A 15,835-nucleotide genomic window follows, 5' to 3' on the forward strand; every position below is an offset into this window, starting at 1 on the left:
GCCGCCACATTCGACTTTCACACTTCCGCAGTTCTGGCAAGCTACACTATCTTTGGGCTTCTCTGGGTTATTCACAAATCCAGTTTAGAAGCCCCTTCCTTTGCTCAACCGAATTTTTTATATGACTCCGGCTCCAACTACAGTCAATACTGGCCTGCACACCGTTGGAGAGCAACAGCAAAAGCAGTCCTGCCGTGTCTACTTTCACTTGATCGGGGTAAAACAGGTTGTCCAACTCGGCATAAACCTCGTGAACTTCGGCCGCAAAATACCAGCGGAGCAGATCGGCCAGGTGAACAATGTGATCCATCGCGGCGCCCCCGCCTGCCAAAGCCTTTTGAGCGAACCAGCTCCGGTGTGCAGTGGGGATTTCACTGTGGTTGATCCCATTAACGCCGTAAATCTGGCCCAAGCGCCCCTCCTGGAGGGTAGAGCGTACAGCCTGCACCGAACGATCGAAGCGCATTGGGAAAGCCGTCATAAAGTGAACCCCGTGAGCCTCGCAAATGGCTTGCATGGCCCTGGCATCGGCTGGGTTGGTCGCGATGGGCTTTTCACATAGAATTTGACACTTAGCCTGTGCAGCCATCTCCACCAGTTCGCGGTGTCGGGTATTTTCCGAGCACACCAACACGCCATCCAACCCTTCGGCCAGCAGATCCTGGTGTCGGGAAAACCAGCGCAACCCATAGATTTCGGCAAAGCGCTTGGCCTCGGCAGGGTCTTCATGCGAAAAACCGACCAGTTCAACACCGGGAATACCTCTAAGGTGGGCCTGGTAGCCTTCTGCGTGGAGGTGGGCAAAACTTAGAATGCCAATTCGCATGGTGGCCTCACAACGTAACCGGTTTGCCGGTAGCAATAGATTCCTTAACTGCCAGGGCGATGCGCAGGGCCTCGAGACCATCCTGGGCCGTCACCTCGAAGGGTTCGCCGGTCTGGATGCACCGATAGGCATGTTGCAGCTCCAGTGCATAAGGGTCGTCGGACAGACCCGAGATCGGTAAGCCCACCGAAGCTGCCTCACCTGGTCTTTGCAGCAAAAAGCTGCGCACCGGCGCATGCTCATCTGAACTCCATTCAATGAGACCCTCGGTGCCGGAAAGATCCAAGGCGGTACGAAAAACCCCAGGCGGATAGGCCCATCCACCCTCGATCAGGGCCATTGGCCCATCCCTGAACCGCAGTATTGCCTGAGCATACTGCCCAGGGCCGTCGGTAGCTTTGTTGAGGCGGGCAAACACCCGCTCAACCTCGCCCCCCAGCCAGCGGGCATAATCAAAGTCGTGAATCATAAGGTCTACGACCATCCCACCAGAGCGCGATTCATCCAGGTACCAGTTATCTCCAGGCTTCTGCGGGGTATACGAGACCCGCTTGAGACGCATCACCCCCAGCTTACCGATCTGCCCCCTGGCCACCAGCTCGCGGCTCAGTCGGTACTGGGGAAAGAAACGCACCACCATCGCTACAAAAAAGCGCACCCCTGCTCTATCACAGGCTTCAATCATCTCGAGTCCATCCTGCACGCTCAGGGCAATCGGTTTTTCACAAACCACGTGCCGCCCGGCAGTGGCAGCCTGCAAAACCATCTGCTTATGCAGATGGGTAGGTACGCAGATGTCTATGATGTCCACATCACGTAGCAGTTCGGCATAGTTCTGGTAAACCTTGATGTTGAACTGCTGGGCCAGGCGAACGGCCTGCTCGAGGTTTGCTGAGGCACACCCCATCAGCTCAGCCCCGGTAGTACGCCAGCCTGCCGCATGTACCTCCGCCATCACTCCGCTTCCCAAGATTCCTACGCGCATGGCCTCTCCTCCGGAGAATATTGACCGAAAGGGCCGGGCTGAAAGGGTGCAAAGTGGAAAAGGTCAAGAGTGGAGTATGTGGTTTCCTGGAAGCGCTTTTCACCTTTTATCCACTGCTCTTCCAGAGCATTTTTGACCCTTTGGTCAGGCTTCAGCAACCACCCATCAACGCTCATTTCACCGCCCCCGATGTGATGCCACGAATCAGTTGCTGCGAGAAGGCAAAATACAGCAGCACTGCCGGCACAATCGCCAGGGTGAGGGCCGCCAGCACCGCATTGTAGTCGTTTACAAACTGGCCCAAGAACACGCTGGCCCCCAGCACCACCGTCTTGGTACGCTCGCCGGGGGCCAGAATCAGCGGAAACCACAGATCATTCCAGATCGGAATCATCGAAATAGCTAGCACCGACCCAATTGCAGGGCGCACCAACGGGAGGGTAAGCCAGTAAATCCTGTACTCGCTGGCGCCGTCAATTCGCGCTGCGTCCTTCAAGTCCCTGGGTAGCTGACGCATAAAAGCCGACAACACAAACACGGCCAGCGGGATCCCCTGGGCCGTGTAGACCAGAATCAAGATCCACAGCGTGTTCACCAGGTTCAGATCCACCGCCAGTTGCAAAATACCCACCGTTCCCAGACGAATGGGCACCATGATGCCAATAGCCAGGTAAAGCCCTGTGAGCGTATTGAGCCGGAACTCGTACTCTGCAAGCGCAAAAGCGGCCATCGAGCTGACCAAAATGATCAGGAACAAGGCTCCCCCGGTTACCAGCAGGCTATTCAGAAAATAGGCTGGAAAATTGGCAGTGGCTTGCAGGGTACGAAAACCCTCGAGGGTGAAGGTCTGGGCATTAGGCAAGGCGTAAGGGGCACTGAAAATGGCTAGCCTGTCCTTGAATGCATTCACAATAACCAACAACACAGGAAACAAAGCCAGGGCCGAATAAGCCAGCAGGGCCACATGCACCGCCAAAGCACCCAGCCAGGCCGGACGGGTCATGGTTCCCTCCCGAAATTCGCAGATGTTTGATAGCTTAGATGCATAAGTCCCCTAGAACTGGATATTCTGCAGACGGCGCTGCCAGGCAAAAAGGTAGATTAGTACACCGGTAAGAATAATCAACAACATCACCCCCGCTACCGTAGCACCCATGTAGGGATCACCGGGTTGAAGCTGATAGCCAAAAAAGGTTCTGAAGAAGAAAGTACCCAGGATATCGCTGGCAAAGTTCGGTCCGGCCAGCGCACCTTGGGTGGCATAGATGAGGTCGAAGGCGTTGAAATTTCCCACAAAGGTCAACACCGCCACAATCCCAACAGTGGGAAGAATGAGGGGTAGTTGAATACGCCAGAACACTGTCCAGGCGCTGGCCCCATCCACTCGAGCGGCCTCGAGCAGTTCGTCGGGTATACGAATGAGGGCCGCCAGAAAAAGCATCATTGGGATCCCGATGTTCTGCCATACCGAGATCAGGGATAGGGTAGGCAGGGCCGTATTCTCCAGCCCCAGCCAGGGTTGGTTAAGATTCCCCAACCCCACAGCATCCAGAATCCCCTGGGAGATGCCCCAGGCTGGGTTCAGGACCAAGCGCCAGACAAAGCCGACGATGACCACTGAAAGGATGGTGGGGGTAAAGATAATGGTGCGATAAAGCCAGCCACCACGAATCCGGCTGGCCAGCAAGACTGCTAGCAGCAGGCCCACCGGGTTCTGAATCAGCATGTGATACAAGAAGAACTCAATGTTGTTCCAGAAAGCGTTCCAAAAAGGTTTAGACCAGTTTTCGCTGGAAAAGAGCGTCTGATAATTTTGTAATCCCACAAAAACCACAGCACCATCAGGGTCTTTGTTTTGCAGGGAAAGAATCAGTGAATCAATCAGCGGGTAGATCATGAATAACGAGTAGATGGCCACCGCTGGAGCCAGAAATACCACAACATGCCAGGGAAAGGGTTTACGTTTCATGCAACTTCACAGAACCTGGCAGCAGAGGGCACAGTCATACTGCGCCCTCGCTATCCATGAGCATTGTCGTGTCAGGTTTTTCAGCATGCACTATCCATGCGCCTGGGCACACTGGCGATGCCGAAAAAGCCATGGACATTGCCGGCGAAAGCCCTACTTGCCTTTTTGTGGCCCATACCAGGAGGCCAGACGAGACTGCACATAATCGGCGGCCTGCTTGGGCGTGAAGGTGCCGTTCAAAACCTGTGCAGAGGCGTTCCAGAGATCGTTTTCGTTGTTGGGGTTGGCGTTGCGTGAGAGTATCTGGTAAGCCGTGCGGAAGCTGGCCTGGCATTCTTTACGCCAGCTAAGGAAGGTCTGTGCAACCGGGTCGGAAACCGTGTACTGGACATTGGCCAGCGGGAAGAAGCCGGGCAGGGCATTGGCATAGAGCTGGGCAAACTCGGCAGTAGCTACCCAGGCCAGGAAGGTACGAGCCGCTTCCTTGTTTTTGCTGGCCGAGTTCAGACCGATGGCGATATCGGGATGGTCGTTGATGACGCACTGGCTAGCCGTTCCGAAAGTATAAGGTTTGAAGGCACCGAGCTCGAGCCTGGGGTTCATCTGGCGGAAGGTAGCGATATCCCACGATCCAGCTGGATAGATGGCTCCGCGTCCCTGAGCAAAGAGGTTCTGGGCATCAGGATAGGCCAGGGCTTGGTAGCCCCGCGGAAGGAAGGGTCGCCACTTGGCCAGGGCTTCAAAGGCTTGCAGGAAGCCACCCTTGTTGTACTGCTGAGTTCCCGCAATTAGCCCCTGTCGACCGGTCTCACCCCGCCACAAGGTGGGGCCGATGTTCTGATAACCCATGGTGGCTGCTTCCCATTGATCCTTGGTTCCCATCACCAAGGGGCTGTACTTGCCCGTTTGCTGAATGCGTTGAAGCACCTGGAGGAACTGAGCCTCGGTAGTGGGGACTTGCAGGTTGAGTTCGCGGAAGATGGCCCGATTGTAAAGGAAGCCGTGAATCACCGAGGCCATTGGTACGCAGAAGGTGGTCTTTCCATCATCGGTGCTCCAGGCAGCCTTGGCTACCGCCGAGAAGTTGTTCATACCCGGAAGGTCGTTAAGGCTATCGAGATGTTTGGCATTGAAGAGTTCCAGGCTCTTATCAAAAGGGCGGCAGGTAATCAGATCGCCAGCAGTTCCAGCTTTGAGCTTGGTGTCCAGCACTGCGTTGTACTCGGTGGGCGCGGTAGGCGCAAATACCACCTCGATATTGGGATACTTCTTCATGAAGGCTGGCAGAATAGTTTCTTGCCAGATTTTGAGGTCGTCATTGCGCCAGCTTTCAATGGTGAGCCTAACCTTGTTTTGAGCGAGAGCCGATCCTGTAAGCCCCATTACAACAATTGAGAGGAAGAGAAAAACCAGCCACTTGCGCATTGCCTTCACCTCCATTAATAGAGCCATAACCCATGCAAAACAGCTCTGCCAGTTGCATTTTGGGTTCTACACCCTGCAACAGTAGGTACCTGGGCTGCCTTGCAAGTAGTATCTAACCACCAGATTGTGTACCTAGTCAAATTTCACCAGACCAACTTTGCATGCTGTGGATTCAGAGGTAAGCCCAGATCCTGACTGGTAATTCTAAAATCCTCGGCGATCCAAGAAATATCAAAAAGACCGTTTGAGACTGGTTTTTCATCTATACTTCAAATTTGCCTCGTGATTCCTGCCCTTGACAAACTGCCTGCCCCTCATCCATATACTGAGCCGTATGCCGGATTCGACCCTGATTGTTGTGGAGTCACCCGCCAAGGCCAAGAGCATTCAGAAAATGCTGGGGGCAGGCTATGAGGTACGGGCCAGCAAGGGCCACGTAGCCGACCTGCCCGAACGTGAGTTGGGTGTTAATCTTGAAGCAGACTTCGCACCGCAGTATGAAGTTAAAAAGGATAAGCAGCCGGTAGTGGATGACCTCAAAAAAGCCGCCCGGGGTAAGCGGGTGCTGATCGCTACCGACCCCGACCGAGAAGGCGAAGCTATTGGCTGGCATGTGGCCCGGCTGCTGGGGCTGAACCCCCAAAACCCCTTACGGGTCGAGTTTCATGAAATCACACCCAAAGTCGTGCGGGCGGCGGTACAACAGCCCCGGCCCATTGACCAGAGCCTGGTAGATGCCCAGCAGGCCCGGCGGGTGTTGGATCGGTTGGTAGGCTACCAGCTTTCGCCGGTGCTCAGCATGGAGTTTCGGCGCAGAGCCCTGTCGGCGGGGAGGGTGCAGTCGGTAGCACTCAGGCTACTGGTGGAGCGTGAGCAGGAAATTGAAGTTTTTGTGCCGCAGGAGTACTGGACGATTGAGGGGCAGTTTGAGTCGGAGGGCCAGAAGTTCAAGGCCATGCTCTACAGCGTGGGACAGGAGCGGGTGCAGAGTGGCGAGAAATTCCTGATCACCAACGAAAGCAAGGCCCAGGCGGTCGCTCAACAGGCCGGGGCGATCAAGAATTACCAGATTAGCAGTATTGAACGACGGGAGCGCCGACGCAACGCTTCCCCACCCTTCATTACCTCCACCCTCCAGCAAGCCGCCAGCAGTCGCCTGGGCTGGACGGCCAGCCGAACCATGCGGGTTGCGCAAAAGCTGTATGAAGGTGTGGATTTGCCCGAGGGCACGGTAGGCCTTATCACTTATATGCGTACCGACTCGACACGGGTCTCACAGGAAGCGTTAGCCGAAGTACGGCAGTTTATCCCCAGTCATTTCGGGCCCAACTACTTGCCGGAAAAACCCAACACCTACGCTGGCAAAAAGGCCGCCAATGCCCAGGATGCCCACGAAGCCATTCGCCCGACCTCGGTCACCCGAACCCCCGATTCCGTCCGGAAGCACCTGGAAGAGGAAGAGTTCAAGCTCTATCAGCTCATCTGGCAGCGGTTTGTGGCCTCGCAGATGACCCCTGCCATCTTCGACCAGACCACCGTAAACGTGAGTGGCGGTGAGCTCGTCTTTCGCGCGGTGGGATCGGTGCTGAAGTTTGACGGGTTCTTGCGGGTTTATGGGCGCGAGGAAGGCGACGATGCGGAGAACCTGCTGCCTCCCTTGCGAGAAAACGCTGCGGCCAGCCTGCTGGACCTGAAGCCCGAGCAACACTTTACTGAGCCCCCTCCGCGCTATACCGACGCCAGCCTGGTCAAGGTGCTTGAAGAAATGGGGATTGGACGGCCTTCAACCTATGCCCCGACCATTGATACCCTCGAGCGCCGTGGCTACCTCGAGCGCTCCGGCAAATCGCTTAAACCCACACCGCTGGGGCGCGAGGTGACAGGTTACCTGGTGCAGAGTTTCCCCGACGTGGTGGCCTATGACTTCACCGCCCAGCTCGAGACCCGCCTCGACGATATCGAGGCAGGTAAAGCCCCTTGGCCCAAGGTGGTGCGGGAGTTCTACGAGCCTTTCCTGAAGGATTACCACAAGGTTCCAAAAAAGCTATGCCCAAAGTGCGGACGTCCTTTGGAATTGCGGGTCTCGAGGTTCGGCCAGTTTCTGGGCTGCACCGGCTATCCGGAGTGCAAGTACACCGAACGGCTGGAGCTCAAGAAGGAACCCGAGCTCATCGGCGAGGCCTGCCCGGCCTGCCACGTGGGGCAACTGGTGCGGCGGCACGGGCGTTATGGTACGTTCATTAGCTGTAACCGCTATCCAGAGTGCAAATACACCCGCGATGAAGCCCCTTCGACCGGCATTGAATGCCCCAAGTGCCATGCAGGCGAAGTGGTGCAAAAAACCAGCAAGCGGGGCAAGCCCTATTATCGCTGCAACAACCAGAGCTGCGACTTCCTGGTTTTTGATCCGCTGGTAGCAGAGAAATGCCCCATCTGCGGTTGGAATGAGATGGCCAAGGGCCGCTCGGGTAAGCGAGTCTGCTCCAACCCCAGTTGCGAACGCTATGGCGGCCCCGATCTACAAGCCTTGAACGAGCGTCGGGCCGAGCGTGAGACCAGGGGCAAAGTGAAAGCCAGGGACAAGCGTGTCGCAAAATCCACCAAACAACCCGCTTCCTGGGCCGACCTCGAGCCCCTCATCGCCCAGCTGGGCCTCCCATCCGACCAGGCCGAGGTAGCCCGGCGCACCCAGGGCCAGCAGAAGGCTGTTGCAGCGGTGGCTAAAGAGCTCAACCTTCCCGAAGAAGCCGCCCTTAAGCTCTTCCGTCAGGCCATGTTCAAGCTGCGCATGGAGTATGGTAAAAGCAAAGTCGCTCGCAAGGGAGAGGGGCCTAAGGTGAAAGCCAGAGCCAGAGGTAAGGCCAAAAAAACGAAACCCAGCCAACCCAGTGCAACCTGGGCCGACCTCGAGCGCTTTATCGGCCAGGCGGGCCTGACCGCCGAACAGAGCGATATTGTTCGCCGCAGCAAGGGGCAGCAAAAAGCCGTGGCCGAGGTTGCCAAAGCCCTGGGCAAATCGGAGGACGAGGCCCTCAAGCTCTTCCGCCAGGGCATGTTCAAGCTGCGCATGGAGTATGGCAAAGCCCGTAAGGAAGCGGTCGGGGCCTGAGTCCCGCCAACCACGCCCTGCCCTACCATGAAACTCCATCTTGTGCGGCTGGCCAAAAGGCTGGGAGAAGCCCGGTTCCCTGGCCTCGAGGGGTTTCGCGCCTACCTGCTCACCCAGCCCGAGCAGGTAGGCGAGGCCCGCTTGTATATTTTGCTCGAGGGGGAAGTAGTAATCGACCTGCCCGACCAAAGCTACCTGCACCTGCGCAAGGGGGAAGCCGCTCACCTCCAGCAGCCTCATTTGATCTCCCCCATTGACCCCAGCGTAATCGCGGTGTGGGAACCGAAGTAATACCAGATTCGGTTAGTTCGTCACCGAAGGGTGACGAACTAACCCGACCGAAGTTATCCGCGTAGCGGAGGGCGATACCGCCCCTTGGAAGTTATCCGCGTAGCGGAGGGCGATACCGCCCCTTGGAAGGGAGACGCTTTCTTCGCCGACCGACAGGGAGGGGTGTGCTCTAGGATTCAAAAAGACAGCCTCTGGTGTTTTTGGTTTTGTAAACTGTCTTTTTGAATCCGGTATAAAGCGTTCCATCGCAGTTCCCTGGGTTTTTCGGCGAATCTCCATCAGCAACCGGTTCACACAGCATTTTGAAGAATGCGGGATTACCGCTCTCAGTTACAGAACCACTCTAGTCCTGAAAAGGTAGTGCCTCGGCTTCAAAGCTCCTGGCCCGCAGGCGCTCCCAGGGAAGTTCGTCCAGGGGAAAATATTTGTCAGCCTGCTGGGCCAGGCGGTACGACGAGAGCACTTGGAAGGTAGTATTCTCGGCCTGCTTGCCCATATCCTGAATGACCTTGAGCACCTCGGCAAAATCACCATCACCCGAAACCAGCACCGCCACATCGTAGGCGTCGGCATAGGCCAGCTTGAGCATGTCTATGGCTATCTGAATATCCACACCCTTTTCTACAAAACCCTCGCCGCGGCGCTCCAGCCGACCCAGCCGTACCATGACATAGGGCACCCGCTTCAGGTAGTTCAAAAAGCTCTGGTGAGCTTTGGCCGCCGGGTCTTCGCTGGGCAAAGGCGCATTGTAATAGTAGGCCCGCAATAACGAACGCCCCGCCGCAAGCGCCGAGACAAAAGCGACAAAATCCAGCCGATAGTCGGTTCCTAGCGTGGAAACCAGACCCTTGTACAAGTTACTGCCATCAATAAACACCGCCACGCGATCCATAGTTGCCGCCATGATAGAGGGCTATAAAAACCAGCACCGTATTGTCCAGCCATTTTGGGGGTTTGCGTGATTTTGAATGTGTTTCGCTAAGCACTATTTTTTGCCATGGTCGAAAACGAGCAGGCGTCGGTTCGGTCTGTTGACCAGAAGCCCGGAGCCGAAGGCCAAGAGCAAGTCCCTGTGGGTTGATCCAGGGTTTGAGGCTTTGTACAAACGCCTTAAGTCCAAGGGAAAGCGCTAAAAACCGGCTACGATGGGCCTGAGACATTCTGCTTGAATGCCTGCAAAATACCCAACACCTCATCTATATCGGCCTGGGTGTGTTCGGCAGAAACCTGGAAGCGGATGGAGTCTTCACCTTTGGGTACAACTGGATACACGATGGCCGTGGCGAGAACGCCGCGCTCGCGCAGATAGCGTACCAGGCGGTTGGTTAAAGCTCCATCCCGCAACACCAGTGGCACTACCGGATGTGCCCCCGGAAAAGACTCGTAGCCCAGGGATAGAAGCCCCTGGCGAAAACGCTGGGTCATGGCTTGCAGGTGGCGCAAGCGCTCCTGACCCTCGGGGGCCTGTAGCAGTTTCAGCGCGGCCCTGGCAGCAGCGGCCTCGCCGGGGGTGATGGGGTTGGAGTAGATGTACATGAGCGAGGTTTCCCGCAAATAGGCAATCAGGTTGCTGGGGCCCAGCACATATCCCCCGTTCACCCCAAAGGCCTTGCCCAGCGTCCCAACCAGGATATCGGCCCTGGTGGCGGTGTATTCCTCGGTGCCCCGGCCTGTGGGGCCAAAAGCCCCCACCCCGTGCGAGTCGTCCACCACCAGCAGAGCATTCTCGGCGAACTGGCTATCGTATTGCTGTACCAGGGCGGACATTTCTGCCAAGGGAGCATGTGAGCCGCGCATACTAAATACTCCGTCGGTTATAACCAACGCACGGCGGGCTCCTATCTCGATGGCTTTTTGCAAAGCCTGTTCCAGACTGCCCAGGTTCAGGTGCTTATAAACGATTTTTTCCAGGGGGCGTGCCAGACGCACCGCGTTGATGATGCAGTTGTGGTTGAGCTCGTCGCTAATCAGCACAGTCTGGTCGGTGGTCAGGGGCACCACCACACTCAACACCGTGGCGTAAGCCGAGGAAAAAATCATGGCGGCTTCCCGGCCATGAAAGCGGGCTAAGTCAAGCTCGAGCTCCACATGCGCCTTATAGGTGCCACTAATAAAGCGTACCGCTCCTGGCCCCACCCCAAAGCGCTCGAGGGCCTCTTCCTCGGCTTGCTTTAGGGCCGGATGCCTGGATAGCCCCAGGTAGCTATTGGAGTTCATTCGAATAAAAGGCTGATCGCCATACCCCTCCAACAAATAGCGCGGCCCTTTTTCTCCCTGGGGTGGTAAAACCCCCACAACTACCGCTTCGTGGCCTTTTCGGCGACCTTCTGTTTCCAGTGCCGCTACGGCCTGTTGCAAAACAAGATTCAGGCGGTTCAATGGCATTTTCAAGCCTCCCTAAGCGCTCGTTGAGAGAGTTTCTCGAGCATGTCGGTGGTCATGGCAGCCAGACTGTACTGTGGTTGCCAGCCCCATTCTTCTTTAGCGGCGCGGTCGTCCAGGGAGCGGGGCCAGGACTCGGCGATGGCCTGTCGAACAGGGTCAACTGCATAGTCTATGGAAAATTCGGGAAGATGCTTTTGAATCTCTGCGGCCAGTTCGGCGGGGGTACAGCTAAAGGCCGCCACGTTGTAAGCGTTGCGATGGCGAAGCTTTGCGGGGTCGGCCAGCATGAGTTCCTGGGTAGCCCGGATGGCATCAGGCATGTACATCAAGGGGAGACGGGTGTCGGGGGCTAAAAAGCAGCGATACCGGCCCCATTTCAGCGCATGATGAAAGATTTCCACCGCATAATCGGTGGTACCCCCACCCGGAAGAGCGGTGTGGGAAATCAAACCGGGGTAGCGCAGCCCCCGCACGTCCAGGCCAAAACGCTCTACATAATAGTCGCACAAAAGTTCGCCCGCCACCTTGGTCACCCCGTAGAGGGTGTTGGGGCGCTGGAGGGTGTCCTGGGGCGTGGGGTCCTTGGGTGTACTGGGGCCAAAGGCCGCAATCGAACTGGGCACGAATAGCTGTGCCCCCACTTGTCGCGCTCCCTCCAGGACGTTGTAGAGCCCCTCCATGTTGACCCGCCAGGCCAACTGGGGCTCGGCTTCGGCCCTGGCTGAAAGAATGGCGGCCAGGTGGTAGATCACCCGGATCCGGTAGCGCTCCAGCAGCGCCCGCAAAGCGGCTCCATCGGTACAGTCCAGCTGCTCGAAGGGGCCGTCCATTGAGGGGTGCAGGGGCGAACCCCTGCGCAGGTCGGTCGCCAACACGGCGTCGGCTCCGTATTGCAAACGCAGCGCGGGCACCAGTTCCGAACCCACCTGGCCCAAAGCACCGGTTACCAGTACTTGTACCATATAGTTTTATCCTATGCTTAGGCCCCGGGACTTCCCTACCGAAAAGCCGCCCCACATCCTATTCCGGCCTCGGCGAATGCACCACCCCCCCTTCACCATGTACATGGCCGTGGGCCACCTCTTCCTTTTCGGCCGGGCGTACTGCGTGGATGACAACGCGGTACTCCAGGGTTTTGCCCGCCCATGGGTGGTTGGCCTCGAGCGTCACCGAATCTCCTTCGACGGCCACCACCCGGTACAGCAAAGCCTGACCATCCACGCCTTCCGCGGTAAAAGCGCCGCCCAGTCGGGGCTCTTCGGGCAAATCACCCCGCGGCACCACCACCCGCTTGGTCGGGTCGTAGGGGCCATAGGCCGCCTCTGGCGGCAGCACCACCCGATACGCTCCTGGTTGTTTACCCAGCAGGGCATGTTCCAGGCCCGCGGGTAGGTTGGGTGCAAAGTGGGTCAGGATGGTGAGGGGGTGGCCTTCCGGGCTCCGGTCCACCACCTGGCCGTCAATTATGAGCTGATACTCGAAGCGAATGACCTGGTAAGACTTGATCTGCACCTTGGGCTCCTTATTGATAATATGTTATCATTAGACTGCGCGTTTAAATGTGAATCGTAAATAGGCTCTGTGCAGCGCGCTTTAGTATTGTATGGCCATGACGCAGTTTCAAAAGCGCATTCCGGTCAGTGTGGTTGGGGGGTTTTTGGGGGCGGGCAAAACCACCCTGGTCAACCATCTGGTCGCCACCGGCCAGCAGCGGTTTGGCATTATCGTCAATGAGTTTGGCGAAACCGGCATAGACGGCTCTCTCATCGAAAATGTGGATACCGACGGCATCGCCGAGCTATCCAATGGCTGTTTGTGCTGCGTGGGGCGCGAGGACCTGGTCTCGGCCCTGTTCAAGCTCATTGGACGTAAAGACAAACCCGAATACATCCTGATTGAACTCTCGGGGCTGGCCGACCCGGTGCCGGTGGCCCAGACCATAATGGATCCGTTTGCCCGCATAAAATTCGAACTGGACAGCATCATTGGGGTGGCCGATGCCCGCAACCTCGAGCAAACCCTGCGCGACGGCCCCGAGGGCGCCGTGCAACTGGCCTACGCCAGCACGGTGGTGCTCAACAAAACCGACCTGGCCACCCCCGAACAAATTGCCGAGGCCGAAAACCTCATCCGGAAAATCAATCCCCTAGCCCAGGTTTACTGCACGGCCCAGTCAAAGGTCAACCCCGAAGAGGTGCTGCACAAGCGGGCCTTCGACTTAGACTGGAAACCCCAGCACCACACCCACCTCCATACGCCCGATGTGCAAACCTTTACCCTTACGGCAGAAAGGCTCCTGGAGCGCCAGAAAGTAAACGAGTTTATTGACCAGTACCTGATATCCCGTCCCGACAGGGTTTTCCGCGCCAAGGGCTTCCTGAGCGTGCGGGGTTTCGAGAAGCAGGTGCTTTTTCAGTCGGTCAGGGAAATTTTTAGCCTCGAGCACGCCCAGACGCCGCCCAGCGCCCCCTCGCGCCTGGTGGTGATTGGCCGGGGCCTGAACCGCTTCGAGTACGAGGAAGCCTTCCAGGCCCTACAGGTGCAGTGATTCGCGTGCAAAGAAGCCAGCTGCAGGCAGCATTGTCGAGTACTGCTCCAAGCCACAATCAATATGCACCCGACACGTACCGGCTCACTCAACCCTCTGTGACTTCGTTCCTGTGCAATGGACGAGCCAGGAGTATGCTTTAGGGGTATGAGCACCGCCTTCGAGGTGGAAAAACTCGGGCTCGTACCCTATGCCGAAGCCTGGGCGTATCAAAAAAAAGTGCATGCCGAGGTGGCCGGTGGGCAACGCAAGCCCACCCTGCTGCTGCTGGAGCACCCGCGCACCATCACCTTAGGCCGGGCGGCCAAACCGGAGAACCTGCTTTTGAGCGAGTCGCAGTACCGGGCGCAGGGGATCGAGCTTTTTAGCATCGAGCGCGGGGGCGACGTGACCTACCACGGCCCGGGCCAGCTGGTGGGCTACCCCATCTTTCCCGTGGGGCGTCAGGTACGGGGATTTTTACGGCAGCTCGAGCAGGTCATCGTGCGGGTCGCCGGCACATACGGCATCGAGACCTACGCCACACCGGGCTACGCCGGAGTCTGGATTCGCAAACCCGCGCCCATAGCGAGCTGGCCCGATATCGAAGAAAAGCTTTGCGCTTTTGGAGTAGCGGTCAAGCAGGATGTGGCCCTGCACGGCTTTGCTTTGAATGTGAACACCCATCTGGACGATTTCAACCTGATTGTGCCCTGCGGCCTCAAGGATAAGGGTGTAACCTCGCTCCAAAAAATCCTGGGCCGAGAGGTTAGCATGAGTGAAGTAATGGAGCGGGTGGTAGTGGCCTTTGCACAAGTGTTTACAAGCTTCGACCATCCGCCTGCCCTGCCCGACACGCTAAAGGAACCGGCATGAGCAAACTCAAAACCGTTCAGCTCGAGGATTTCCAGCACGGCGGCCTGATAGAACTCAAGGTCATACCCAACGGCATCGCCCAGGAGCGCCCGGAGCCTGTAGACCGCAACAAGCCTGCCTGGCTCCGCGCCACCGTGCCCACCGGGCCCAACTACCAGCGTCTCAAGGAGCTCACCAAACGCCTGCGCCTCAGCACGGTCTGCCAGGAGGCCATGTGCCCCAACATCGGTGAGTGCTGGGGCCACGGCACCATGACCATCATGGTGCTGGGCAGTGTGTGTACCCGGGCCTGCAAGTTTTGCGCAGTAGACACCGGCAACCCCAAGGGCTGGGTAGATCCCTTAGAGCCCCTACACGTAGCCCAGGCCGTAGCCGAGATGGGCCTCAAGTACGTGGTGCTCACCTCGGTAGACCGCGACGACCTGCCCGACGGCGGGGCCTCGCACTTTGCCGAAGTGGTGCGCCAGATCAAGCGGCTCGATGCCTCGGTCAAGGTCGAGACCCTTACCCCAGATTTTCAGGGCAACCTGGCCGATGTGGAGACGGTGTTGCAGGGAGGGCAGGATGTTTTTGCCAACAACCTCGAGACCGTCCGCCGCTTGACCCCCAAGGTTCGCGACCCCCGGGCCGGCTATGATCAGACCCTGCGGGTGCTGGAGCACGCCAAAAAGGTGCGCCCCGAGGTGCTCACCAAGTCCAGTCTGATGCTGGGGTTGGGCGAAAGCGACGAGGAGATTCGCCAGGCCATGCGCGACCTGCGGGCAGCAGGAGTAGACATAGTGACCTTCGGGCAGTATCTGCGCCCCACCCAGCACCACCTGCCGGTCGAGCGCTACGTGACCCCGGAGGAGTTTGCCATGTACCGCGACTGGGGTTACGAAGAGGGCTTTATGGAGGTCTTCAGCGGCCCCCTGGTACGCAGCTCCTACCGGGCCGAAAAGGTGTTTTTTGAGGCCGTGAAGGCCGAGTAGGCGGGAGGGTGCCTTCCCCCTGACTCATTCCCAGGTATGTCCATCACCGTAAAAACCCGCAAAACAGCTCGCCTGCTGGCCTGGGGCGATGCAGTTTGTATCGCGCTTTTTGCCATCATCGGCCTGCAAAGCCACGGCGAGCCCGTAAGCCTTTCCGGCATCGTCCGCAACGCACTGCCCATACTGTTGGTCTGGTGGCTAGTTGCACCGTTTCTGCGAACCTACACCCGGCCTACCTGGCAAAACCTGCTCTACACCTGGGCCATTGCGGTCAGCACCGGGGTCTGGCTGCGCTTCATGGTGCTGCAAAAATCTTTCGATACAGGCTACCTGGTCTTTTGGACGGTCGCACTGGGGGCAACCCTGGTTCTGTTGCTGGCCTGGCGGGCGTTGGCTATCTTGCTGCTTCGCCGCCAACAAGCTCGAGCCTAACCTCGAGTATCGGAGCTTGCTTGCCAGTCGCTACACTAA

At 57.7% G+C, this 15,835-nt stretch carries 15 protein-coding genes; 6 read left to right on the forward strand and 9 right to left on the reverse strand.

Annotation, left to right across the window (positions count from 1 at the left end; translation table 11 throughout):
- Window positions 1-67: 67 nt before the first annotated feature.
- The 5 genes from Mhypo_RS05335 to Mhypo_RS05360 form a co-directional block, all read right to left on the reverse strand.
- Window positions 68-826, reverse strand: coding sequence for a Gfo/Idh/MocA family protein (locus tag Mhypo_RS05335; RefSeq protein WP_240637123.1), 759 nt, complete (start codon window positions 824-826; stop codon window positions 68-70).
- A 7-nt stretch (window positions 827-833) separates the two neighbouring features.
- Window positions 834-1,811, reverse strand: a complete 978-nt coding sequence (locus tag Mhypo_RS05340; protein ID WP_119340276.1) for a Gfo/Idh/MocA family protein — start codon at window positions 1,809-1,811, stop codon at window positions 834-836.
- Between the two features lie 172 nt (window positions 1,812-1,983).
- Window positions 1,984-2,814, reverse strand: a complete 831-nt coding sequence (locus tag Mhypo_RS05350) for a carbohydrate ABC transporter permease (protein WP_119340278.1) — start codon at window positions 2,812-2,814, stop codon at window positions 1,984-1,986.
- A 51-nt stretch (window positions 2,815-2,865) separates the two neighbouring features.
- A complete protein-coding gene (locus Mhypo_RS05355) occupies window positions 2,866-3,780 on the reverse strand; it encodes a carbohydrate ABC transporter permease (protein WP_119340279.1) in 915 nt (304 codons plus the stop codon).
- 153 nt (window positions 3,781-3,933) lie between these two features.
- Complete coding sequence (locus tag Mhypo_RS05360; protein ID WP_307724524.1) at window positions 3,934-5,232, reverse strand: ABC transporter substrate-binding protein; 1,299 nt, start codon at window positions 5,230-5,232, stop codon at window positions 3,934-3,936.
- Between the two features lie 307 nt (window positions 5,233-5,539).
- Between Mhypo_RS05360 and topA the strand changes: the two genes are divergently transcribed.
- Window positions 5,540-8,314 carry a type I DNA topoisomerase gene (gene topA, locus Mhypo_RS05365; protein WP_240637125.1) on the forward strand — a complete coding sequence of 925 codons (2,775 nt, stop codon included), beginning with the start codon at window positions 5,540-5,542 and terminating at the stop codon, window positions 8,312-8,314.
- A 27-nt stretch (window positions 8,315-8,341) separates the two neighbouring features.
- On the forward strand, window positions 8,342-8,605 hold the full coding sequence (locus Mhypo_RS05370; RefSeq protein WP_119340280.1) for a cupin domain-containing protein: 264 nt from the start codon (window positions 8,342-8,344) through the stop codon (window positions 8,603-8,605).
- 343 nt (window positions 8,606-8,948) lie between these two features.
- Here the strand turns inward: Mhypo_RS05370 and Mhypo_RS05375 are convergent, their stop codons facing one another.
- From Mhypo_RS05375 to Mhypo_RS05390, 4 genes are all read right to left on the reverse strand, one after another.
- Window positions 8,949-9,497 (reverse strand): LabA-like NYN domain-containing protein, encoded by a 549-nt coding sequence (locus Mhypo_RS05375; protein WP_119340281.1) that lies wholly within the window; start codon window positions 9,495-9,497, stop codon window positions 8,949-8,951.
- A gap of 248 nt (window positions 9,498-9,745) precedes the next feature.
- Window positions 9,746-10,990, reverse strand: a complete 1,245-nt coding sequence (locus Mhypo_RS05380; protein ID WP_119340282.1) for an aminotransferase class I/II-fold pyridoxal phosphate-dependent enzyme — start codon at window positions 10,988-10,990, stop codon at window positions 9,746-9,748.
- Between the two features lie 2 nt (window positions 10,991-10,992).
- Window positions 10,993-11,952 (reverse strand): L-threonine 3-dehydrogenase, encoded by a 960-nt coding sequence (locus Mhypo_RS05385; RefSeq protein ID WP_119340283.1) that lies wholly within the window; start codon window positions 11,950-11,952, stop codon window positions 10,993-10,995.
- Window positions 11,953-12,010: 58 nt separating this feature from the next.
- A complete protein-coding gene (locus Mhypo_RS05390; RefSeq protein WP_240637126.1) occupies window positions 12,011-12,502 on the reverse strand; it encodes an FKBP-type peptidyl-prolyl cis-trans isomerase in 492 nt (163 codons plus the stop codon).
- Window positions 12,503-12,599: 97 nt separating this feature from the next.
- Between Mhypo_RS05390 and Mhypo_RS05395 the strand changes: the two genes are divergently transcribed.
- From Mhypo_RS05395 to Mhypo_RS05410, 4 genes are all read left to right on the forward strand, one after another.
- Complete coding sequence (locus Mhypo_RS05395; protein ID WP_119340319.1) at window positions 12,600-13,538, forward strand: CobW family GTP-binding protein; 939 nt, start codon at window positions 12,600-12,602, stop codon at window positions 13,536-13,538.
- A 147-nt stretch (window positions 13,539-13,685) separates the two neighbouring features.
- Window positions 13,686-14,393 (forward strand): lipoyl(octanoyl) transferase LipB, encoded by a 708-nt coding sequence (gene lipB / locus Mhypo_RS05400; protein ID WP_119340284.1) that lies wholly within the window; start codon window positions 13,686-13,688, stop codon window positions 14,391-14,393.
- Window positions 14,390-15,364, forward strand: a complete 975-nt coding sequence (gene lipA, locus Mhypo_RS05405) for a lipoyl synthase (protein WP_119340285.1) — start codon at window positions 14,390-14,392, stop codon at window positions 15,362-15,364. Before lipB ends, lipA begins: the two co-directional genes overlap by 4 nt.
- Before the next feature lie 36 nt (window positions 15,365-15,400).
- Entirely contained in the window at window positions 15,401-15,796 is a 396-nt protein-coding gene (locus Mhypo_RS05410) for a DUF3054 domain-containing protein (protein ID WP_119340286.1), read from the forward strand.
- The last annotated feature ends 39 nt before the right edge of the window (window positions 15,797-15,835 follow it).

Source organism: Meiothermus hypogaeus, assembly GCF_003574035.1.
Lineage (GTDB): Bacteria > Deinococcota > Deinococci > Deinococcales > Thermaceae > Meiothermus > Meiothermus hypogaeus.